This window comes from Planktothrix tepida PCC 9214 (genome assembly GCF_900009145.1).
GTDB classification, from domain to species: domain Bacteria; phylum Cyanobacteriota; class Cyanobacteriia; order Cyanobacteriales; family Microcoleaceae; genus Planktothrix; species Planktothrix tepida.
This window is the reverse complement of the sequence record NZ_LN889782.1, coordinates 118,757-141,230: the sequence shown is the minus strand read 5'-3', so window position 1 is coordinate 141,230 and position 22,474 is coordinate 118,757. Positions and strand designations below refer to the sequence as shown.

Sequence of the window (22,474 nt, the reverse complement as noted above, 5' to 3'; positions counted from 1 at the left end):
TAATTTATCCACAGATGCTTAACTAAATAATAGGTTGCTGATTAGAGAGCCAGAAAAGAAGGTCAGAAACTTTCTCTAAGGAAGGATTCTTAATTAACTCGCTATCATTGCCTTTTCTATAATAAACAGACTCTTCAAGCTGGCTATTAAAAGGAATTTTAACCCAAACTTCTTTGTCAAAATCTTGATTAGACCAAATCAAATCAACTCCTCCTCGACTTTCCAAAGAGGAGAAACCACGAGGAAAAGATTGATTTAATTTTTGATATAGTTGGGTCAATTTTTCCACTGATTGTGAGATTGCATAATTTGAAGGATTTAAGATCTCATCTTCCTCTTCCTCATCTAAATCAGGATCTATTTCTGTTAAATTTAAAACACGATCAAAGGTAATCAAAAAATCCTTGCTAAAGTTTTGAGGATTTACAATTCTGATTTCTTGATAATAACTTGATTCAGGAAATTTTATGCAACATAATAAATTGTACTGCTTATTAATTCTTACTTTTGACATTAAAATATTATCCAACCTTGCCAAAAAATTATGGCCATAAGGTACGGAGATATAGAATACAGCCTTATTTTAGCATTCTTTATGAAGAATACCAAGTTTTAGACTAAGCTAATGGTAGTTTCATACCAACTATCTTAAGTCTAACTTCTCTGTATCTGATTCTCAGGTAAGATCATTTAGAGGTAATTTCCTAAAATGCTATAACTTAATTAGTGAGCAGTTGCTGATAAAAAGCCAATAATTCTTGAGCCAGTGCTGTATTAGTGTAGTGCGTCATTACCCGTTGATAGCCTCGTTGTCCTAACTGTTTTGCGAATTCTGGCTGTGTGATTAACTGGCTGAGAACATCTCGTAAAGCGTGTTCATTGCCTTCAGGAAAGATTAATCCTGTATCTGAAATAACGTGGGGAATTTCGCCGGAGTCAGAACCAATTACGGGAACTTGACAAGCCATTGCTTCAATTAAAACATGACCAAATTGTTCTTTCCACCCCACAGCCGTTAGGGTTTTAAATTTGTAGGTTGTTTCTGAGGGTAAAACCAGGGTATCCATTAAATTAATATAGCGTTGTACCTGATCATGAGGGACACTTTCTATTAAAACTAATCGGTTTTTAAATCCTAAATTCTCAGCCATTTCTAAAAGTTGTGATCGCAATTCCCCCCGACCTAATAATATCCATTTCCAAGAATAATCTTTTAACCCAGCTAAGGCTTTTGCTAAAGTCATCAATCCTTTTTCTTCAACAAACCGCCCCACAAACCCGACAACAAATTCATCCGGGTTAATTCCTAATTCGGCTTTTAATTGGGGTTGGGGTTCGGGTTTAAACAGGTTTTCATCAACGCCTAATTGGGGCATGACTTCAATTTTTCTGGTATATCCTTTTTGTTTTAAAATATCTTTTCCGTCTTGATTTCCAACAACAATACCATCGGTATATTTTAGGTTATAGGATTCTAACACAGAAACGGGAAATTTTAATTCATAAGGCAAATTCCACCAAGTAAAAAAGACGTTTTTTGCTTTTAAACCCAGAAGGTTATTCAAGGTAATTAATTGAGTATAGGTTAAGGCTTTAGACCCTTGTTCAACTTGAATAATATCCGGATTAAAGGTTTTTAAAAGGGAAACTAAATCCAAGCCAAAGGTGAGTAAACCTTGGTTATTTTCGCTGAAATTAGAAACAGGAACAACCTTAAAATTCCCTTCATCCAAATATTGACACTCAATAATTTTATTTTGAACCCCTCCGGGTCGCCAACGTTTGGGAACAACAAGGGTTACTTCGATATTAGGCTGTAAACGAGCTAAGGCTCTGAATTTTTCTCGGTTTAAGTCAACAATATAGGTATGACTTGCAACTAAAATTTTCATTAATTTCCTCCTAATTAACGGTTTTCTGGGTCGGGTGAATAATTCTGATCAAACTGTTGCTGTGATTGAGCAACAGCAGGTGAGACTATAGATGGTCTTGTTGTGTGTAAATTTGTCCTTGATCCCAAAGGGATGTAATCCAGGTTCCTAATGCTTTAAGTAAGCCTAATTTATAGAAGAAGAAACGGCTGATAATTTTGAGAGGAGAACCACTTTTATTACAAGGGGGATGACCTAAAACATGACAATCGAATAATTTAGCAAAAAAGCGGAAACATTGACCCGGAGTTAAGTTTTTTAAACCCATCAAGAAGTGATTATGATAAAAGGTAATCTGATATTGAACAGAACGGGTACTCATATCATGACACCCTCCCGCTTCTTCTCCCAAATGAATTAAATAAGCGTCCGGGTCATACCAAATCACATAACCTGTTTGTCTTAATCTTAAACAAAAATCCGATTCTTCTCGCACCGCACTGCCTTTAAATCGTTCATCAAAGGTTAACCCAAATTGATCAAAAATTTCTCGGCGGAAGGACATATTACATCCTCTAGCAGAAATTACTTGTTGAGGTTTAATGGTATGAACTAAATCAATATGATACCAAGCAATGCCAGGATCATAAGCTTCGGGAGGCAAATTTTCAATGGTTAATTCTCCACCGGAATCACTTAATTTCATACGATCAAAAACTCGTCCAGCAACGGCTCCAATCTTTTCGGGTGCAGAAGTTTCTCCAGGAATATAATTGTGAGCATGAGCCATTAAAAACCCTTCAGGAAGTTGAACATCATCATCAATGAATAAAAGAATATCGCCTTGAGAACGCCGGACAGCGTAATTTCTAGCACCGGGTAAACTCGCCCAATCTAAACGATACCATTTGATTTTTTTAGCTTGGGCTAATTCTTCTAAATAAGCTTGGGTTTCGGGTTCGTGGGTTGGGGTTTGATCCACCACTAAAACTTCAAAATTCGGATAATTTTGTTTGAAGACTTCTGCTAAGGTTTCTCGTAATACTTGTTCTCGGTTGTAGGTTGGAATAATAACAGAAATTAAGGGTAAATTCATGAGTTCTTCTCCTTAAATTGTTTAACCGTTGATTGGATAGTTTTTATAAAAAATTACTCTCAATGCACCCACTGAATGATTCAGATCATGATTTAAGAATCTGGATCAAGTTCACCTGCTTCGATCAGTTTTTTCCGTTCTTCCCGATCAATTTCGGGTAATTTAAAGAGGACACCTGCAAAATACCAATAATAAACTGTAACTGGATCAACATCCAGAGGGTAATAATAGGTATTGTAACTAATGACTAACACAAAAACCCAAAAAGAAGCCCCAAAACTCCGTAAATTTTTATCTTTCACAGAACGATAGGATTTAAACCCAACAATAGTCATGGTTGTAACGAGATAGAGAAAACCTGCGACTCCAATTGGCCCTATTTCAAAAATCATTTTAGGATAGTAGGTTTCAATCAACTGAGTTTTTCCAAAAATGCGAGCTGCATTGGTTGCTCGTCCTAACCCTTTTCCTAAAATCCCTTTTTGTCCTCCGCTACTGTTTCCAAACTGTTCTGAGATGAAATCGGTGGGGGGTGAAGCATTCCAACGACTGACAAAACTATCAATTCGTTCTTGCAAAAATGCGGGGCTGGCTGCTGCTGCAATTCCTAATACTAAACCGAGTCCGGCGACAATGGGAAGAAATCGTTTTAAGTTGGCAACTTGTCCAGTTAAAACTAATAGAATAATGGTGACAACGGGAACTAACGCTAAGGCAATTCGTTGACCGGAAATCACAGCATTTACAAATACCAGTGCCATTCCGACTAAACCCATTGTTCGCCAGAGGGGAGATGGATCACTAAAAGCACTCGCAAAGGTAAAAAAAGCATTAGCAATTAAAAACCAAGCCCATTGCCAAGGTGCCACAAAAGTTCCCGGTAAACGAATCATATTTTGGGAGGGACTAAAGACTAAAGATCCGCCCACAAAACATTTAGCATCAATGGTAGCTTTAAATAAATCATCTCCGGTGAGGTCACCGGTTCCTTTACAACGACCACTAGCCAGCATTTGATATTGAATGACTCCTAAAACACAACAAATGATGGCTAAAACCAAGGTTAAACGAGTTAAAAATAAGAGTTCTTTTTTTCCTTTAATTTGGTAGTAAGAACAGGTAATTAATGGCAAGTATCCAATAAAGGATTTTAACCCCATAAGTCCGAGCAAAATGGGTTTGTCGCCGCCTTCGGGTTTGAGTTGTTGTAATCCATTAACTAAGAGTAACGTTAAACCACAGATGGCAAGAAGTACCATCAAAGGTTGCTTTAAGGCTTTAGGAACAATCATGGGCATTCCTTTGCGTTTCCATTCCTTATATTTGGCAAATAAGGCTGGAAAATAAAAGCCATCTTTAGCGAGTTGAAAAATGGGGCTTCCTCCCCCAATCCAATAGGTAACTGTGCCATTAAAGGGGAGGTAAATTAAAAATCCCCATAATGCCATATCTGGGTAAAGATAGGATAGGGAAACCACTAAAATTCCTCCTCCCCCGGCGATCGCTAATTTAGGGCCAGCAACCACAAATAAAATCGCTCCCACAACAACAGCCGTTGTGATAATTCCTGATGATGAAGAAATAACTTTTTGAATCGCTTTTACTCGTTGCTTTTGGCGAAGTTTAATTTCTTGTTTACTTAATGTAGGTTTTTTGGCTTTAGCTTTTTTTTTAACCTTCTTTCGCTTTTTTTTGGCTTTTGTAACCATTGGAGTTAAGAGTTAGGAGTCAGAAGTTATTTGTTAGGGATTAAAAAAATAGATGCTATAAATTTAGCCTTCATTATAGATCAAGTTTTAAGGGGCTGTGGAAAAACAACAAACGAAATCGCTGGCGGATGGTGCGATAATCGAACTCTTCCTGACCAGCGATAAAGTCTGTATTTAAAAAACGTTAAACGGCTAAATGTTGCTGAACGACTAATACTAACTGATTTGCCCAATAGTCGGCTAAATCTGCACTCTTTGCTTCTACCATAACTCTAATCAGGGGTTCTGTTCCTGATGCACGAACCAAAATTCTGCCTTGATTTCCCATCGCAGCTTCTGCGGTTTCAATGGTTTTCATCAATGGTTCACACTCTTGCCAATGACGGCGTTGATACACATCTTCAACTCGGATATTTTTTAACAGTTGGGGATAGGTTTGGAAACTTTGATTGACTAATTCTGCTAAAGATTGACCGGAACGTTTGACTAAGGCTGCTAAATGTAAAGCCGTCAGTAACCCATCCCCACTAATTCCATAATGGTGACAGAGAATATGTCCCGACTGTTCACCCCCTAACATCGCCCCGGTGCGTTTCATTTCAGCGTGAACGTGTTGGTCGCCGACGGGGGTACGAATCAATTGGCCCCCGAACTGTTGCCAAGCTCGTTCAAAACCGAGGTTAGCCATTACCGTTGAAATAATTAAATTGTCGGGGAGTTGTTCGGCTTGGCTGAGGGTTTGGCCCCAAAAATACAGAATATAATCTCCATCAACAGCCCGCCCTTGACCATCAACCGCTAAAACTCGATCTGCATCTCCATCAAAGGCAAATCCAATATCGGCATTATATTCTAAAACTGCTTGTTGTAGCTGTTGTAAATGGGTAGACCCACAATTAACGTTAATTTGATGGCCATTGGGTTGATCATGGAGACAAATCACCTCAGCCCCCATTTCTGTGAATACTTGGGCGGCGAGGGGAACGGCGGCGCCCCAAGCTAAATCTAAAACCACCCGCATTCGGTGTAAATTGGTGAGGGGGAGTAACGGCCCATGTAGAGATTGGGCATACTGTTGAATCAGTTCTGGACGGTAATAGTGCTGGCCGCAGTCACTATAAACAATCGGAAAATCGGCATTTCCTCTAATTCCGGCTTCTATTTGCTGTTGTAGGGCGGTGGATAGTTTTGTACCATCTTTTCCAAAAAATTTAATTCCGTTGTCTTCTGGGGGGTTGTGGCTGGCGGAAATCATCACTCCACCCAGGGCTTCAGACTGGGAGGTTAAATAAGCGACTCCCGGTGTGGGACAAACTCCAATGTGCCAGACTTCTAACCCGGCTGCAATTAATCCGGCAGAAAGGGCCATTGCTAACATATTGCCAGAGGTGCGGGTATCTTGGCCTAAAATGACCGGGCCGGGATGCTGGGCTTGTTGTCGTAAAACTTGACCCGCCCAGAAGCCCACTTGTAAAGCCAGAGGGGCACTCAGGAGTCCTCCAACCCGTCCCCGGATACCATCGGTTCCAAATAGGGGGGTGCTGGGGAGTTCCCCAACTTGATCGGTAAAGCCGAAATGAGATATGGTTCGAGGTTGGGCGGTGTTGACTTCTTTTTGGAAAGAACTTAAGTTCTGGGTTTGAGGGGGTATTGCGACCATAAAATTCACTCTTCTTAAATATATTCACACACTCTTTGTGGAGCATAGCACGTCAGAAACGGAGGTGAAGTCTTTTAGCCAAAGATATGTACAATGACGAGGTAAAAAATTCACTCATTTAATACTATGCGTTGAAAATTTATATTTTACCAAACGTTTCAATAGTGTTAGACAGATTAATGGCTTGACAGGAACACCTCCAAACTCGATACTAAATAAACCTACCTCAAATAGGCTTGCCTAAATTTTAGCACGGTAATGAAGACAAAATCTTTCTCTAAAGTCTATCGTTATTCAATGATTTTAATGGGAATTATTACCCTAACGGGGGTGATGGCTTATTCTAACATTTTTAATAGTTTTTTTCTCTCAGATGATTTTGTTTTAATTGCCTTATTGTCTAAATTAGGGCCGTTGGGATTATGGATGAATCAACAACACGGTCAATCGTTATTTTTTAGACCTTTATTGGGATTAATTAGTTTTTTAGATTATCAAATTTGGGGGTTAAATGCTTTTGGCTACCATCTCACTAATTTTGGCTTTCATTTAGGAAATTCTTTTTTGGTGGGAAGAATCACCTATTTATTAAGTTTAAATTTAAGATTAGAATTAAAATTAAAACGATTTATTCCGTATTTTGCTGGATTTATTTTTCTATTATTACCTTCCCATTCAGAAGCTGTTTCTTGGATTTCTGCTCGGACGGATGTTATTGCTACGTTTTTTGCCTTATTGTCCTTTTCAACTTATTTAACCTTTAAACAATTTTATCAACCCTTACAATTATGGATATCTTTAGCCGCCTTTTTAGCCGCGTTATTGTGTAAGGAATCAATTGTCAGTTTTCCAGGGTTAATTTTAGCCTATGAACTCTACCAATATTTACAAGAAAAACCTCGAACTTTGAATAAACTCTTGACAATCGTTTCATTTTATGTAATATTCTTAGGGTTTTATTTTGTTTGCCGATATCTAAAGTTAGGAACCTTTATCGGGGGATATGGAAAAGGTATTCATCTTCAGTTTAATCCCATTCAAATTTTATACAATTTAATTATTTATCCCCCTCGTAGCTTTTTACCTCCTCAATTTAACGCTTCTAGTTTTACCGTCTGGATTATAGATTTTATAGGCATTATTTTAATTTCTTTATTGGTTTTCCTTTTAAGTTATTATAAACATCAACTAAACTCTCAAATTCCTCAAACCTTAATTTTACTCATTGTCGGATTTTGGATTTGTGTTTTACCCGCTATTAATGTTTCTGTCTCTCCCTTTGATACCCAAGGAGAACGTTATTTATATTGGGCTTCTAGTTTCACCTCTATTTATATCGCCTTAGTGATCACAATTTTAGTGAGTAATTTTCAACTGACTTTAATTCTATCCTCGATTATATTAGTCAGTTTAGGATTATCCCTGCATTCTATTAACCAAAACTGGAAATTTGCAGGCGAACTCTCTCAAAGTTTATTATCTAGTTTGCAAAAAATTCCTATAGAATCACCTATAATTACCAGTGTTCCCGATAACTATAGAGGAGCTTATGTATACAGAACCGGATTAATTCAAGGTCTTTATCTTTTTGATCCTGAGAATCGCTTTAACGTTCAATTTGAGCAAAAACCAACCGATAAACCCTTTGAAAAAGTTAGATTCTATACCGATAACATTTTATTGGTTATGATGAATACGCTGCTAGAACCCACTGACAAAATTCTTGTTAATTCTCCCCAACTCAATCAATATCAATTTCAATTATCCAATCCCCAAACCACATTTTTTCTCACGCCCAAAAATACAGTCGTCACTCAAGATTATCACATCAACAATGTACAACCCCAATCCTACACCCTAAATTTGAACAATCCTAGCCGTTTTCAGGATTTATTGTTGTATTCATCGGGTCAGTTTGTTAAACTATCGAACTAATCTTGTATGATAGAGACAATTTATCCAACGATAATATTAGGTGTGATGGAACCCATTTATATTTTAGGTGCTGGCCCAGCCGGACTCGCAGCGGCTTATACATTAACAAAACAAGGTCAATCCGTTGTTGTCGTTGAACGTGATAGTCAAGTGGGAGGATTAGCTAAAAGTATAGAATATCAAGGCTTTATCTTAGATTACGGCCCCCATCGATTTTATACAAAAATTGCTCCGGTTTTGCAACTTTGGGATGAGGTTTTAGGAGATGAACAAGTTACGGTTAATCGTCTGACTCGGATTTATTATGGGGAAAAATATTTTAGTTATCCCTTAAAAGCCAAACAAGTTTTATCTGCATTAGGATTAGTTGAAACTTTCAGAATTATTATCTCCTATTTAGCTGTTCGATTATTTCCTAAATCTCAAACTAATAACTTTGCAGAATGGGTTGAAAATAAATTTGGAAAACGCCTATCTGAGATATTTTTTGAAGGTTACACCGAGAAATTATGGGGAATTCCCTGTACAGAAATTAGTGCAGATTGGGCTGCACAACGAATTAAAGGTTTATCCTTATCAAAAGCGATTAAAAATGCTATTTTAGGCAATGATGGAAAAGTTAAAAATCTCATAGACCAGTTTCAATTTCCCCGTTTGGGTTCGGGTCAACTGTATGAAAAAATTGCCGACTATTTACAACAACATCAACAACCCATTTTATTAAATACAGAAGTTATTCAAGTTCATCATCAAAATTCCCAAGTCACCCATATTACCCTCAGAAACCGCATCACCAAGGAGGAAAACACCGTTGCTTGTGGGGGTGTGATTTCTTCTATTCCTCTGACACATTTTATTCAGCAACTGCAATCTTCCCCCCCTGAAAAAGTTATCGAGGCTGCTAAGTCGCTTAAATTTAGAAATACAATTTTAGTGTATTTAATGGTAGAAGGTGGAAATCTTTTTCCTGATAATTGGTTATATATTAATGACCCCAGAGTTCAAGTTGGACGAGTCACAAATTTTGCTAACTGGTCGCCAGAAATGTTAGCCAATACTCAACAAACCCCCCTGTGTTGTGAATATTGGTGTAATTTTGGCGATGATTTATGGCAATGTCCAGAAGATGAACTGCGAATATTAGCCGAAAAAGAATTAAGGAAAATTGGATTATTAAAAAATCAAGCAATTTCTGATGGCTTTATTGTTCGTTTACCTCGAACTTATCCTATTTATGCTGGAAATTACCAGTCTGCTTTATCAGAAATTCAAGGCTATTTACAAACCTTTCAAAACTTGCAATTAGTGGGACGCTATGGTGCTTTTAAGTATAATAATCAAGACCATAGTTTATTAATGGGAATTTTTGCGGCGGAGAACGTTGTAACTCCCGGTAAACATAACCTCTGGAATGTTAATAGTGATAGTGAATATGTGGAAGAAGCTCATGCAGAAGCCGCCACAACCGCAGCAACCAATACTCGCCTATCCCGTCGTCGTCAAACCTTAAAAACTTTACGAGAATTTGGCGGCTATTTATTCACAGGCGGCGCGGCTACGGTTGTTGATGTTCTCGTTTTTTCGATTCTCATCCAGTCGGGATTATGGTATGTTTTTGCATTAGGAATTAGTTATTTTTTGGGATTAAGTACCAACTTTTGGTTAAGTCGTCGGTTTGTATTTGGAGTGTATTGGAAAAATTGGTTTGTCCAATATGGCGTGTTTGCGACGGTTGCTTTAAATAGTTTATTAGCTAATTTAGGGCTATTACAACTGTTAATAAATGAATTAGGTTGGCATCCAACCCTATCTCGTTTAGCGAGTGCTGCTTGTGTCGCTATGATTAGTTTTACCGGACATAAATTGTATTCCTTTTCATCCCAAAATCAATCATCTAATCAAGTTTCTGAACTGCAATCTTAATTAACAATGTCTGAACAAAAACAACAAGCTAAGGTTAATTTAACCGCTATTTTCGTGATTACTTTAGCGACTTGGTTAATTCTAGTTCCTTGGGTCAATTCCATTAAAATCCCTTTTGGAAATAATCAAACTGGGGTAATTTCTTTAGCCAGTATTGAGAATATTAGTCCCTATACAGACTATCTCAAATATATTATTTTACTTCTGACTCCCCCCTTAATTGCTACTTTGGTTTTAAACCTCAAGCAAAAACCAATAACAGCAATTTTAGAGGTTATTAACCATCGTTATACTTGGATAGGAGTCAGTTCTATTTTACTCCTGACTTGGTTAATTAATACTCCTTTTAACCAATTTAGAATTAATTCAACCTTAAAGGATTCGTTTCATGAAGGAGAATTTTTAGGCTTTTTACCTAACTTTCTACAACTTCCAAAACCCTTTATCAATACTATTTTAATTCATGGGTATGGCGTTGATGTTCTTCCCAGTTGGTTAGCTACAAATCTCGCCACTCAAGATAATGGAATCGCTTTAACTCGGTTATTTGTTAACTTAGAAAATGTGATCACCTGTTTAGGCTATTTTTGGATATTGTGGGAATTAATTAATTTAGCTAACATTCATAAAAATAGATTAAAAATATTTTTGATATCCTGTATTTTATTTTGTGTTTTCGATGGAATTTTTTATAAATTCGATGGACGCAGAGGAACCAGTTTTATTATTCAATTAGCCTTAACCTTACGGTTTTTTAGAATAGCTGAAACGCGAACAAACCAAGCACAATGGTTATCGGTTTTAATTGGAGCATCAATTCCCAGTAGTTTTTTCTATATTTATGATCGAGCAATATATTTTATAGCGGTTTATTTATGTGCTTCTATTTTATCATTATTTTTACCTAAAAAAACAACTATTTTATGGTTCAGAGGTTCACTCGTTGGAATTATTCTTGTTTCTATCCTTAGTTTAATCCTCTTAGGTTTTGATCAAATTAATGCTATTATCTCTCAAGTTTTATATTGGGGAAAATACGGACGCTATATTTCCTTTATTCCCCTTCCTCCCTTAGAACTCACTTGGACTTCACAGAATTTCTGGTTATCGATGTTTGTTCAAAGTGCGGTTTTAGTTTATCTCCTCTTAGACTTCAAAAATCATGAGTTTAAATTTCGTTCTTTTATCCAAAACAATTATCTGATTATTTTACTCCTAACTGCTGCATCCGTTTACATGAGAATTACTCTCGATAGAAGCGATATAGGACACGCCTATCATGGTGCATTAATAACGGCTTTTTTAGCATTTTATCTAATTTATATAGGCTATAAAAACAAAATAGAATCGCAGTTATCTCAATTTAATATAACTCCCATTGAACAGATATTAATGCTTCTGATTTTGACTATAATTATCTTAACAGAACCCAGTTTTAATCTGGTTAAGGGGATGGAAAAATTCACTCAACTTCCTGACGCTTTATCAACTTCTGATCAAAAACTGTTAAAACCAGATTATTTAGAAGCGTGGAAAACTCTCAAACCTGAAATTGATCAACAATCTTGCTTTTATACCTTAACTTCTGAAGGATTATGGTATTATTTATTTAATAAACCTTCCTGTTCTAAATACGGTTATGTTCTCTATGCTAAACCGACTGTTGCACAACAGCAAGTCATTCAAGAATTAAACGAAATAAAACCCAATATTATATTATTAACCAATGAATTATGGTATCAAAATCCTTGGGATCTCATTTTAAAATCTGAATCCGCTTCTTTAATTTATCAAAACGTTTTAACCACCTATAAACCTTATAAAACCATTCAATCTCATTGGTTTTGGAAACGCAATAATCAACCGTTAAAATTTACTCAAACTCAAACGTTAAATGGTAATATAGAATCTATTCCCACTCAACCCATTCATCAACGCGATGATTTATCCCTTAGTGGGTGGTCAATTCTTCCTAAACAATCAAAACCTGCGGATGCAGTTTATTTAAGTTTAGGAGAAAACAATCAATTAATTGCTGTCGGTCAAGTCAATATTCCTAGACCCGATGTAGTTCAAGTTTTATCTAATCCCAAATATGAAAAATCAGGCTGGATGATTCGAGTTCCTACAGCAATTTTACCCCCAGGAAACCATCAGATGAAAGTCTGGAGTTATGACACTCAAAACAATCAACTCACTCAAATTGGAAAGAGTTTTAATTTAGAAATTATCCTCTAACCTCCGTTTTTGGGCTTGCTTCCCACTCTTTCAAATAATATGAAACCTTATATAATTGCTAAAGATGAACCCCTCTAACCGCCTGTAGAGACGTTGTATGCAACGTCTCTACAGGGGGGAATTTGTAGCAAACATTTAGGGATTTCAAATAATTTTTATTAAAATTTGGGATTACTTTAATGGAGAAAGCCCTGAAGGGCTTACTACGGTTTTTGATATTTATGTTAATATATCTGTTAGGTGATTTAATCCAAAACTCAAAATTGAGAATCTAACCTTGCTAGTTGTTATCAATTAATTTTAAAGACAAGGAGATAAAAATGCAGATTGCAATCAAGCCAGATCAAGAAAAATTTATTCTTGAAAAATTACAACAAGGTAAATATAAAAGTGTGGATGATTTATTAACTGTAGCCTTTCAACTTTTAGATCAACATGATCAAAGAGAAAAGCAACTGATTGAACTCAGGCAAAAAATTGCTGAGGGAACACAGCAAATTCGTGAAGGAAAAGTCGTTGATGGTGAATTAGTTTTTCAACAATTACAAGAAAAGTTAAATTCTATGGAAGAACGTTAAAGATGGGTAGTTACTTTTTCTCAGAACTGGCAGTTAAAGACATCAATGAAATTTGTGAATTTATTGGTCAAACTAATGTTAAAGCTGCCAGTAAACTGTTTGATACTATTCGACAAAAATGTAAGTTAGTCTCTAGTTTTCCCAATATGGGTAAAGACTATTCTTGGATTGGATCTGATCTGCGTGGCTTCATTGTTGATGACTATATTGTGTTTTATTATCCCCGTAAAGATGGAATTGATATTGTCCGTGTAGCTTATGGAAGAAGAGATTTAAAAGCTTTGTTTGAAGAATTTGGAGATGAAACATGAAAATTGAAAACATCCAGTTTCTAGTAAATTGAAATCGGACTTTTTAAACGTAGTAAGCCCTTCAGGGCTTAATCCCCAGTAATTGATAACCTCCTCATTAACCGCTTATTATTCATCAATATTATTTTTAGATTCATCACCCTTTAGATTCGAGGGGAAATGAAGTTGAAGGTTAATATCAATTGAAATAGTATTTTCTTTATGTATATTAATTCCTATTATTTTAACCAAAGCTTCTTGAGGTAATGAATTATTGAATAAGTTTTCTCCTGAAGATAACTTTTTATAACCTGCATCATTTAACCAGTTACAAATATTACGCCAATTTCCAACTTCAGAGGGAACATCTAAAAGATTTTTTAAATAAGGATATAACGTTTTACAAAGGTAAACTTCCACGCTTTTAGGACTTTGAAATAGTTTTTTAGCAATTTCGGCCGGACTATAACCACACAATAGTCCCCTCAGATAAAGTTTTTCCGTTTCAGTTAACCCCTGTCGAGAACGTGGGGACAATAGCCGTTTTACTGCTTCTAGGTCTTGATACAGTTTTTGTAAATCCCAAAAGTTACTAGCCTCAGAAAACATCTCATCTTTAGTATTCATGGTTGATCTGGATGATTTGACTAACGTAAGCATAGCGTAAAATACTAGCTTTTATTAGTTGTGTCATAGTTTAGACGGGTATATTCTAAAACTAACCCGCTAAAACATTAATGATCGAGAAAACCCTAAAACTAAAAGCCAATTCCCTATGAATAGGCAGTTTTTAGGACGGAAAAGATATGAGTTGATCCAATCAGAACGTAAACTTTTGTAACCCATACTGAGGTTTGGCGTAAAAGTCGCTACTTAGCCATCGATAGCAGAAATAATACATTTCAATTTTGAACGTTTGATTAGTTTTTACCTAGCCAGAGAATCTACCATGTTTGAAGTTAATCCTAACCCTACATCAGCCAACGCTATCACATCTTTAGCGGAGACTAACGCTTTTTTAGCAGAACAGGTGATGCCCAAAGTCTATCAGCAACTCCAACTGTTTGCGAGTGATCCCACTTTCGTTGAACAACTGAAGCTCCCTTTTGGCGACACTTGGGATATCCAGAAGGCACAAACCTTAGCCACAGAATGGCTTACAGGAAATTTTAGCACCCTTGCCCCGATTAAAATTGTCGCTTCAGCCGATATTAATGGGTCTTCTGGCGGGTTTGCAGAGGCTACAAATCAAATTTACCTAGCTAAAGATATTTTGACAGGTAGCAACGTTAATCAGGCTGTCAGCGTAGTTTTAGAAGAAATTGGACATTCTATTGATCCTCGACTTAATTCTAGCGATTCTCTTGGGGATGAAGGCGAAATTTTTAGCAATATTGTTCAAGGTAAAGTATTAAGTCCTGAACAAATTCAAACGTTAAAGACTGATGATGATGCGGCTGTTGTGATACTGGATGGAGAAAATGTTGTTCTCGAAATGAATCTGCAATCCGACTGGAACGTTTGGCGTTATGATGACTGGAGGAACAAGGAATCTGATTTTTGGTATCAACCAAATGGTAACACGATTCAAAAGGGGAATCGACCCGATGGTAAGGACGGTATTTATATTAATTGGGGTCTTGGATCTCCTTTTGACGATAGTAACATTTCTGATGGTAATAACTCTGACTATTTTGCTGTGCAGGGTGCTGCATACGCTGATTTTGAAGCCGGAAAGACTTACAAATTTACAGTTAATGCAGATAACGGAATTATAGTAACCGCTCGACCTAAAGATCAAAAGTTGACACTAAACGGTGTTATTACACCTTATGACACAGTACAAAACAAATACTTATGGCAGCAGTATGACGATAATAACCCGCAAGCCAAAGAGTATAACTTTACCCCTGATCAAACTGGTACTTATCGGGTTGATTTTTGGTCTTATGATGTAACAGGTAATGCTAGTGTTGATATTTCTTGGGAGCCGACAATACCTGATTCAGCAACAACAATATCTAATTCAGCAACCGTTACTAAAGGCTCAGAATCATATCCAATAGACATCTCCGAAAATCTCCAAATGCCCTCTATCGCTACTTTTGGAATCTCTAGCACTCCTGTGCCGGCTTCTCCAAAAGTAACGGATTCATAGGCTTTTTCAGTCACATTAATAATAACTAATGAATTTTATCTCTGATATACAATTATTTCTCAAAAGAATTCTGGGCAATTCTTAGATGGTAATACAATCGCTCCTATTCGCCATCTTATTAATCCACATACTGTCAAGATTACTGCTTCATAATTTTGCCTCTTTAACCGAAATCTTTCTGAAGCAACTCGATAAATTTTTATCAGTCTTATTAAATGTTCAACTACAATCCTTTGTTGGGCTTTTAACCGATTTTCTTCTCGCTTTTCCGCCGACATCTCTTGATTCCTCGGTTTCTTATACGGTGTATTAATTGCTGTTTCTCCTACATAAGCTTTATCCCCTCTGTATTTTTGATTATTCCCCAATTCCTGGCTTCTTTCTCTCCACAATTTCAGATCACTTGTTGCTCCGGTATAACCCACAGCTACATCCACTATTTCTTTTCCATTTGGCATGACAATGACTTGATTTTTAAAGGTATGTGTCTTTTTCTTTCCTGAGTAATATTTTTTCTGCTCTTCATTGTCTGTTGGTCTTTCCCTGGGCTGTTCATAGCTATCTACTACTAACTCAAATTCCACCAGAATTTTTTCTACCCACTCCCAATCACTCTCGTTTTTTTTTACTTGCTCTAGCAAACTCGCTGGTAGTAATTCTCTCAAGATTTTTATCCAGTTATGGAAAATATCATTCGCTGTTGATTCACTGACTTCAAACTGTAACCCTAACATTTGAAATGTCGGCATTTGATGCAGATAAATTAGAGTCAGTAAGATTTGTTCCTCCACAGATAATTTCTGCCGACGACCCCCACCTGCTTTAATCAACCTGATTTTAGTTTTTTCTTTTTCCTGTCGTTTTTCTTCTTCTAATAACTCCGCAGCTTGAATGAGTTCTATCATCTGTTCATATTCCATCCCTAATAGCCTTTTTGCTTGCTGGGGATTCTTGTCCAGATAGTCTCTTAATTTACTCATCTCTAATCCGGGGTAAAATTTAATTTTATCATCTTTTTACCCCTCCTTTTTTCTATTTTGGAGATGTCTAATTACTATACAACGTTTTGATGGCTCATCTGATATTCAAAACCGACCAACATGGTTAGTTATTCATGGATTTGGGCATGATCCAGGGAACGTAGCAGATCAAGGATTACCTCAATCAATTGACGGATACCAACAAAATGATCAAGTCCTTATGGTTGATTGGAGTGAAATTACCAAAGATAATGGAAAGTGGATTCCCGATGTTGCTGGTTGGATTCCAAATGTAGCAGAAGTTGTAAAAAACAAGTTGAATGAATGGGGAATATCTAAGGACAACATCAATATAGTCGGTCAGAGCTTTGGTTCTTATGTGGGATGGGAAATTGCAAATCGATTAGGAGGTGTAAATAAATTTGTTGCTTTAGATCCAGCTAGTGATCTAGCTGGATACAGTCCTGCTGGTAAATTTGAGGATGTTTCAGAGTGGTCTTGGGCATTCAAAAGTAGTCTGCTTGGGAATGATTATGTAGCTAAAACAGCCGATGAGTCTTTTGCCATTAACCTTACAGGAACTAACGATCAACACAATGATGTCATGGGCTTTTTTGCAAGTTTAATAAATAAAGAATTTCCAACTTTTGGAAAACTTTTTAGCTTAGATCGAATGAATGGGAATGATAAACCTTGGTCTGTTGAAGATAATTGGTTTAATTACAATGAATATGAAGCTACATTAAGTGGTGAAAAATCATCTAATACATGGTCTATCGATAGTTCTTTTCGATTAGACAATGGTGCTCTTGTTGCGTATTAGTTAAAAAAAATAAGAGGAACTCTACTTATGTCATTTAACATAAGTTTGGCATGGCTCACTCTACAATAAATTGAAAAAATTTTGTTTTAATGTTGAATAACTATGGCACTACAACCAAGCAATCAAAACGGTATATCTTTCCTAGTTGGAGATAACACCGCAGAATCAATTATTCTATCTTCTGGACAACTAAACAATTACCCTGGTGGTGTATTAGCTCTGGATGGAAATGATACTGTTATCGGTTCAGAAAATAGTGAATTTATTAATGGAAATACGGGTTTAGATTCCTTAATTGGAAATGGAGGAAGTGATACCCTTAGAGGTGGCAAACAAGATGATATTCTCGATGGAGGAAGTGGGAATGATTTCTTAGCAGGAGATTTAGATCAAGATATTGTTAGAGGAGGAGAAGGTAACGATAGTTTATATGGGGGAAAAAATAGTGATCAATTGTTTGGAGATGCCGGAGATGATATTCTTTCAGGAGACAAAGATAATGATACATTGACAGGAGGAACGGGAAAAGATACCTTTGTTTTAGTTACAGATGGCGGTTTAGATGTAATTACTGATTTTGAAAATAACATTGATATTATTAAACTGCCTGACGGCGTGACATTTAATGATATTCTGTTGCAACCCTCATCAGTAAATACCCTAGTTATTGTTCAAAGCACAGGAGAACAATTAGCCCAAATTAATAATATTTCTGTTAGTAATTTGACGGCTGCTAGTTTTGGGGCAACAACTACAAATGTAATTCCTGATATCCCTAGTATTCCTGATATCCCTGGTATTCCTGATATCCCTACTACTCCTGTTTCTAGCAATAGTTTATAATCTTTTTCTCTGGTTCTACCTAGGAACTGGAAACCAAGGCTCTGTCTCCTCTTAAGAACAGGCGGAGCCTGCAAAGTGGTATTGCTAGGTTGAACCTAGCAACGAGAGATATTATAAATATTGTTGAATCACTTTTGCTGTTTTTTGTCCTGTTTTTTCCCAACTAAATTGTTTAACTTGTTCTAATCCTAATTGTCTTAAATGCGATCGCATTTCTGTATTATTTGCTAGAGTTTCCATCGCTTCTGTAATTTCTTCTACTTGATAAGGATTAACATATAATGCTGCATTTCCCCCCACTTCAGGTAAAGAAGAAAGGTTAGAAGTAATCACAGGAGTCCCACAAGCCATTGCTTCTAAAACCGGGAAACCAAACCCTTCCCAAAGACTAGGAAAAACAACAGCAATGGCTTGATTAATCATGGGTATTAATTGTTCAAAAGGAACATAATTTAAAAACTTCACCTGTTGAGTTAATTCTAAGTCTTGAACCTGCTTTTTGAGTTCAGGTGTATAGGTTTCATCCGTTGGGCCAGCGAACCATAATTCATATTCGGATAAATGTTTTAACTTAGAAAAAGCATTAATTAATCGAGATAGATTTTTATAAGCATCATGACGACCAATATAAAGGAAATAATTACGAGTTGGCAAATCTAAAAATTGAAATCTCTGCGGATTATATGCGAGGGGAATAGGTGTTATTTTTTGTTCAGGAATGTCAAAAAAATTAACTAAATCTTGAGCCGTTGAGATAGAATTACAGACAATATGTTCGGCTTGGGATAATACAAGGGGAATATAATATTTAAAATAAGCAGTTAACCGAGATCCTCGCCTCGGAAACCGTAACGGAATTAAATCATGAGCCATGACAATCGACCGACACCCACAATATAACGGGGCTTCTGGAATAGGAGAAAATATCAAATTTCCCTTTAATTGTTGATAAATTTGAGGAAGTTTAAACTGTGTCCAAAGTAACCGTCTCAGATGTCCTTTTGTTCCTTGGTCAGGAGTCATATTATTCGGAACAGAATAGCAAGAATAACCCGGTTTTTCTTGAGAAACTAATAATAGGAGTTTAAGGGGCTTTAAAGCAGGTAAAATATGACTTGCATAAACAGATATTCCTGTAGGTTCAGGAATTAAAAATGATAAATTAATCAGCAACGAATGAGTCATTGATTTAGGGTGGAATTTACAAGATTTATTGATTTATTATACCTTTTTTTTAAGGCTCATTGGATTACAATATCTTTCACCATTGCAAACATCCGCTTTAATATCCCTTTTAAGACCCTAAAACAATGAAGATTTTTCACCCATGATGATGACGCTGCTAAAATCAACTCATCTTCCTGATTTCATCTATTAATCCAGAAGAATATAGTCAAAATCTTAATCTATTCAATATTTGCTGCATTTCTGTCAGACAGCAAATTATAGTTTCAAGGTTCAATCTTCATTTTGGTTGTTTTTTGTTTACTAAATCCCCTTAAATTCATTATGATTGATCACACATCACCTTCTATGGTGTCATTAAACCCTGTAAAACGAACTCCAGATCAGTTATACAACAATCGCTTGTATGGTATTAGTCGTTTTTTATGGATGCGACAAATATATAGCCAAATTCAAAAAGTAAAGCAGCATTTTCAAAATTTTCTTTCTCCCCAAGTTTATGATATAAATAGTTTTTCTTGGTTTTCGGGATTTGATATTGAAACTTGTCTAGCGGAAATTCGAGAAACAGCAGTTAGCTTGAATCTTCAATTACCTCTTGAAATCGTGAAAGAAATTTTTGATTATGCTTGCCAAACTTCCTGTACTGAACCAAAATATCCACATCGGTTTTGGATTGATCAAGTTCATCAAGGATCTTTACCTGATGGACATTCTGTTGTGCGTGCTTTAGTGGATGAACCTTCAAATTGTCCGGCGATTAAACAACTAATTCATGACCCTATTTTGTTAGAAATTGTACATCGATATCTTCAGTATCGACCTAATCGAATTACAGCCCATTTAACCTGGAGTATTGCTTCTAATTTGCCGGAAACTGAAATTCAAAAGATTTATCCTCCTACCTATTATCATTATGATATTGCCGGATATAATTTTATGACAGTTTATTTCTACATTACTGCTGTACAGGATGAATATTCTGGCCCCCATATTATGATTGAAAAATCCCATCTTCATAAACCGTTAGCATTGTTGTTTTCGGGAAGACACCCTGATGATCTTGTGTATCGTTATTATAGTCGTCAGCAAGAACGAATAATCTTAGGAAATGCAGGATTTGGCTTTATTCAAGATCCATCTTGTATTCATAAAATTAAGCCTCCTGTAAACAATCATCGTTTGTTACTGCAACTGCGTTATTCTTAAACAATGCCTAACTATAAAACGGATCACTCCTTTAAGTTTAGATTGAGACTTTTGAGGAGTAATTAGCAGTGTTATTAGGGAAACAAAACTAATTCGTAATAACCAGTAAAACAACACGCTTTTTGAGGTATGTTTGTTGAGGCTAAGGAGGTAACTGTAAATGCTGTACTTAATTTTAAGAGTAGGATTTCTGTGGGTAATGGATGAAGTCTCATGAAATACTTTAATTTTTGAAGTAATGCCAATTTGATGTCCTTGGTTTCGATACCGTAAACAGAAGTCAAAATCTTCATAATAAAGAAAATAGTTCGGATCAAACTGAGGACATTGATTAAAGTTTTTCAAATTAATTAATAAACTGCATCCCGATACCCATTCGGTTAGCTGGTAAGGTTGATTTTGCAAAGACTCTGAGACTGTATTACTAACAATAATTTTACCAATTTTTGGGTTAAACTCTCCCCTAGTAAACTCTAATTCTCCAGTAGATTTATAAATAACTGTTCCTAAAATCGATAATTCTGGGTAACGTTCAAAGAAGTCAACGGCTTGAGATAGAGCATTTTTAGAGAGATAAGCATCAGGATTAATTAACCACACCAGTGCTTGAGGATCTTGTTGATAAACCGAATTTAACCCAATATTGCAAGCTCGACCAAACCCAATGTTTTCCGGGGAATCCAATATCAAAATAGAGGGAGATTTTAACTGATAAATTGAATGATCATCGGGAGAATTATTAATAATAATAATTTGATAATTAATTCCCTGTAGAGACGTGCCATGGCGCGTCTCTACAATTCCATGGAACGTCTCTACAACAATTGAATCAATTAATCGTTGAATCAGTTCGGTGGAGTAATAATTAACCGTTATCCAGTAAATCACGCTAATTCAATTTGACTATCATCTCCAATCATAAACCGTAGTGCTTTCGGTCGTTGAGGTGCGGTACTTAAAGTAGCCCGACGACCAATAACTGTATCCACAATGCGTTGATTAATCCCAATAATTTTAGCTTCACTCAAAATGACACTATGCTCGATTTCTGCATCAATTAAAGTGACTTTATTGGCTACACTGCTATAAGGGCCAATAAAGCAATTTTCTAAATAGCAATTTTCCCCAATAATGACTGGCCCCCGGACACTACAGTTGACTAATTTTGTCCCTTTACCCACTTTAACTCGTCCTAAAATATGACTATTTTCGTCTACTTCTCCTTGAACATCGTAGATAATACAAGAATCTAAAATAATTTGGTTTGCGCTGAGTAAATCATCTTTTTTACCTGTATCTAACCACCATCCTTCTAGGGTACAAGCTTCAACTTTTTTCTGGTTATTAATCAGTTGTTGAATCGCATCTGTAATTTCCAGTTCTCCCCGTGCTGAAGGCTGAATTTGAGAGATCGCTTCATGAATAGTTTTATCAAAAAAATAAACTCCCACCAAGGCCAAATTTGAAGGGGGAACTTTGGGTTTTTCGACTAACTGTAAAACTCGTCCTTGATCATCAACAACAGCGACCCCAAAGGCAGTGGGATTAGGCACACTTCTTAATAAAATTAACCCATCTAGTTGTTGCTGTTTAAAGCGTTCTACAAACTGATTAAGTTGGCTTTCAATTAAGTTATCTCCCAAATACATAATAAAAGGAGAATCTCCTAAAAACGGTTGAGCGACTTTAACAGCATGAGCTAATCCGGCGGGTTGTTCTTGTAAAATATAGGTAATTTTGGCTCCAAAGTAATCGCCATTACCGGTTAAATTTTTAACTTCTTCTCCGGTTTCTGGACTAATAATAATGCCAATTTCTGTAATCCCAGCGGCTATAATTCCTTCAATTCCGTACCATAAAATTGGTTTATTAGCAACGGGAACTAATTGTTTTGCACCTGTGTACGTCAAAGGGCGTAACCTTGTTCCTTTTCCACCAGATAAAATCAGTGCTTTCATAATTAATCGTTAATGGTT

19 protein-coding genes are annotated in these 22,474 nt (G+C 36.2%); 9 read left to right on the top strand and 10 right to left on the bottom strand.

Features of this window, described 5'->3' with window-relative positions; translation table 11 throughout:
* Positions 1 to 22: 22 nt before the first annotated feature.
* The 5 genes from PL9214_RS03700 to glmM form a co-directional block, all read right to left on the bottom strand.
* Positions 23 to 514: a hypothetical protein gene (locus tag PL9214_RS03700; protein WP_072717499.1), complete on the bottom strand. Its 492-nt coding sequence runs from the start codon at positions 512 to 514 to the stop codon at positions 23 to 25.
* Positions 515 to 719: 205 nt separating this feature from the next.
* Entirely contained in the window at positions 720 to 1,892 is a 1,173-nt protein-coding gene (gene hpsO, locus PL9214_RS03695) for a hormogonium polysaccharide biosynthesis glycosyltransferase HpsO (protein ID WP_072717498.1), read from the bottom strand.
* An 85-nt stretch (positions 1,893 to 1,977) separates the two neighbouring features.
* On the bottom strand, positions 1,978 to 2,967 hold the full coding sequence (gene hpsN / locus PL9214_RS03690) for a hormogonium polysaccharide biosynthesis glycosyltransferase HpsN (RefSeq protein ID WP_072717497.1): 990 nt from the start codon (positions 2,965 to 2,967) through the stop codon (positions 1,978 to 1,980).
* A 92-nt stretch (positions 2,968 to 3,059) separates the two neighbouring features.
* Complete coding sequence (hpsL, locus tag PL9214_RS03685; RefSeq protein WP_072717496.1) at positions 3,060 to 4,676, bottom strand: hormogonium polysaccharide biosynthesis protein HpsL; 1,617 nt, start codon at positions 4,674 to 4,676, stop codon at positions 3,060 to 3,062.
* 184 nt (positions 4,677 to 4,860) lie between these two features.
* Positions 4,861 to 6,336 (bottom strand): phosphoglucosamine mutase, encoded by a 1,476-nt coding sequence (gene glmM, locus PL9214_RS03680; protein ID WP_072717495.1) that lies wholly within the window; start codon positions 6,334 to 6,336, stop codon positions 4,861 to 4,863.
* A gap of 258 nt (positions 6,337 to 6,594) precedes the next feature.
* Here glmM and PL9214_RS03675 point away from each other — a divergent pair, with 258 nt between their 5' ends.
* From PL9214_RS03675 to PL9214_RS03655, 5 genes are all read left to right on the top strand, one after another.
* The gene (locus PL9214_RS03675; protein ID WP_072717494.1) at positions 6,595 to 8,271 is read left to right on the top strand and encodes a hypothetical protein; all 1,677 of its coding nucleotides are present in this window, start codon (positions 6,595 to 6,597) and stop codon (positions 8,269 to 8,271) included.
* A gap of 6 nt (positions 8,272 to 8,277) precedes the next feature.
* Positions 8,278 to 10,194: a GtrA family protein gene (locus PL9214_RS03670; protein WP_245824166.1), complete on the top strand. Its 1,917-nt coding sequence runs from the start codon at positions 8,278 to 8,280 to the stop codon at positions 10,192 to 10,194.
* Between the two features lie 6 nt (positions 10,195 to 10,200).
* Positions 10,201 to 12,432 carry a hypothetical protein gene (locus tag PL9214_RS03665; protein WP_072717491.1) on the top strand — a complete coding sequence of 744 codons (2,232 nt, stop codon included), beginning with the start codon at positions 10,201 to 10,203 and terminating at the stop codon, positions 12,430 to 12,432.
* 320 nt (positions 12,433 to 12,752) lie between these two features.
* Positions 12,753 to 13,010: a ribbon-helix-helix domain-containing protein gene (locus tag PL9214_RS03660; RefSeq protein WP_072717490.1), complete on the top strand. Its 258-nt coding sequence runs from the start codon at positions 12,753 to 12,755 to the stop codon at positions 13,008 to 13,010.
* A 2-nt stretch (positions 13,011 to 13,012) separates the two neighbouring features.
* Positions 13,013 to 13,321: a type II toxin-antitoxin system RelE/ParE family toxin gene (locus tag PL9214_RS03655; RefSeq protein WP_072717489.1), complete on the top strand. Its 309-nt coding sequence runs from the start codon at positions 13,013 to 13,015 to the stop codon at positions 13,319 to 13,321.
* A gap of 108 nt (positions 13,322 to 13,429) precedes the next feature.
* On the opposite strand, the gene PL9214_RS03650 is transcribed toward PL9214_RS03655, so the two are convergent.
* Positions 13,430 to 13,927 (bottom strand): helix-turn-helix domain-containing protein, encoded by a 498-nt coding sequence (locus tag PL9214_RS03650; RefSeq protein WP_072717487.1) that lies wholly within the window; start codon positions 13,925 to 13,927, stop codon positions 13,430 to 13,432.
* Between the two features lie 322 nt (positions 13,928 to 14,249).
* On the opposite strand from PL9214_RS03650, the gene PL9214_RS03645 reads away from it, so the two are divergent.
* Positions 14,250 to 15,458, top strand: a complete 1,209-nt coding sequence (locus PL9214_RS03645) for a hypothetical protein (protein WP_072717486.1) — start codon at positions 14,250 to 14,252, stop codon at positions 15,456 to 15,458.
* Between the two features lie 59 nt (positions 15,459 to 15,517).
* Here PL9214_RS03645 and PL9214_RS03640 read toward each other — a convergent pair whose 3' ends face one another.
* On the bottom strand, positions 15,518 to 16,438 hold the full coding sequence (locus PL9214_RS03640; RefSeq protein WP_072717485.1) for an IS5/IS1182 family transposase: 921 nt from the start codon (positions 16,436 to 16,438) through the stop codon (positions 15,518 to 15,520).
* Between the two features lie 22 nt (positions 16,439 to 16,460).
* On the opposite strand from PL9214_RS03640, the gene PL9214_RS03635 reads away from it, so the two are divergent.
* Together PL9214_RS03635 and PL9214_RS03630 are read left to right on the top strand one after the other, a co-directional pair.
* The gene (locus PL9214_RS03635) at positions 16,461 to 17,261 is read left to right on the top strand and encodes an alpha/beta hydrolase family protein (RefSeq protein WP_139294959.1); all 801 of its coding nucleotides are present in this window, start codon (positions 16,461 to 16,463) and stop codon (positions 17,259 to 17,261) included.
* A 102-nt stretch (positions 17,262 to 17,363) separates the two neighbouring features.
* Complete coding sequence (locus PL9214_RS03630; protein ID WP_072717483.1) at positions 17,364 to 18,104, top strand: calcium-binding protein; 741 nt, start codon at positions 17,364 to 17,366, stop codon at positions 18,102 to 18,104.
* 111 nt (positions 18,105 to 18,215) lie between these two features.
* On the opposite strand, the gene PL9214_RS03625 is transcribed toward PL9214_RS03630, so the two are convergent.
* Positions 18,216 to 19,289 carry a glycosyltransferase family 4 protein gene (locus PL9214_RS03625; protein WP_072717481.1) on the bottom strand — a complete coding sequence of 358 codons (1,074 nt, stop codon included), beginning with the start codon at positions 19,287 to 19,289 and terminating at the stop codon, positions 18,216 to 18,218.
* A 348-nt stretch (positions 19,290 to 19,637) separates the two neighbouring features.
* Between PL9214_RS03625 and PL9214_RS03620 the strand changes: the two genes are divergently transcribed.
* On the top strand, positions 19,638 to 20,498 hold the full coding sequence (locus tag PL9214_RS03620) for a hypothetical protein (RefSeq protein WP_222425203.1): 861 nt from the start codon (positions 19,638 to 19,640) through the stop codon (positions 20,496 to 20,498).
* On the opposite strand, the gene PL9214_RS03615 is transcribed toward PL9214_RS03620, so the two are convergent.
* Both PL9214_RS03615 and PL9214_RS03610 read right to left on the bottom strand, forming a co-directional pair.
* Entirely contained in the window at positions 20,475 to 21,386 is a 912-nt protein-coding gene (locus PL9214_RS03615) for a glycosyltransferase family 2 protein (RefSeq protein ID WP_072717478.1), read from the bottom strand. The genes PL9214_RS03620 and PL9214_RS03615 overlap by 24 nt on opposite strands.
* On the bottom strand, positions 21,383 to 22,456 hold the full coding sequence (locus tag PL9214_RS03610) for a glucose-1-phosphate thymidylyltransferase (protein WP_072717477.1): 1,074 nt from the start codon (positions 22,454 to 22,456) through the stop codon (positions 21,383 to 21,385). Before PL9214_RS03610 ends, PL9214_RS03615 begins: the two co-directional genes overlap by 4 nt.
* Between the last annotated feature and the right edge of the window lie 18 nt (positions 22,457 to 22,474).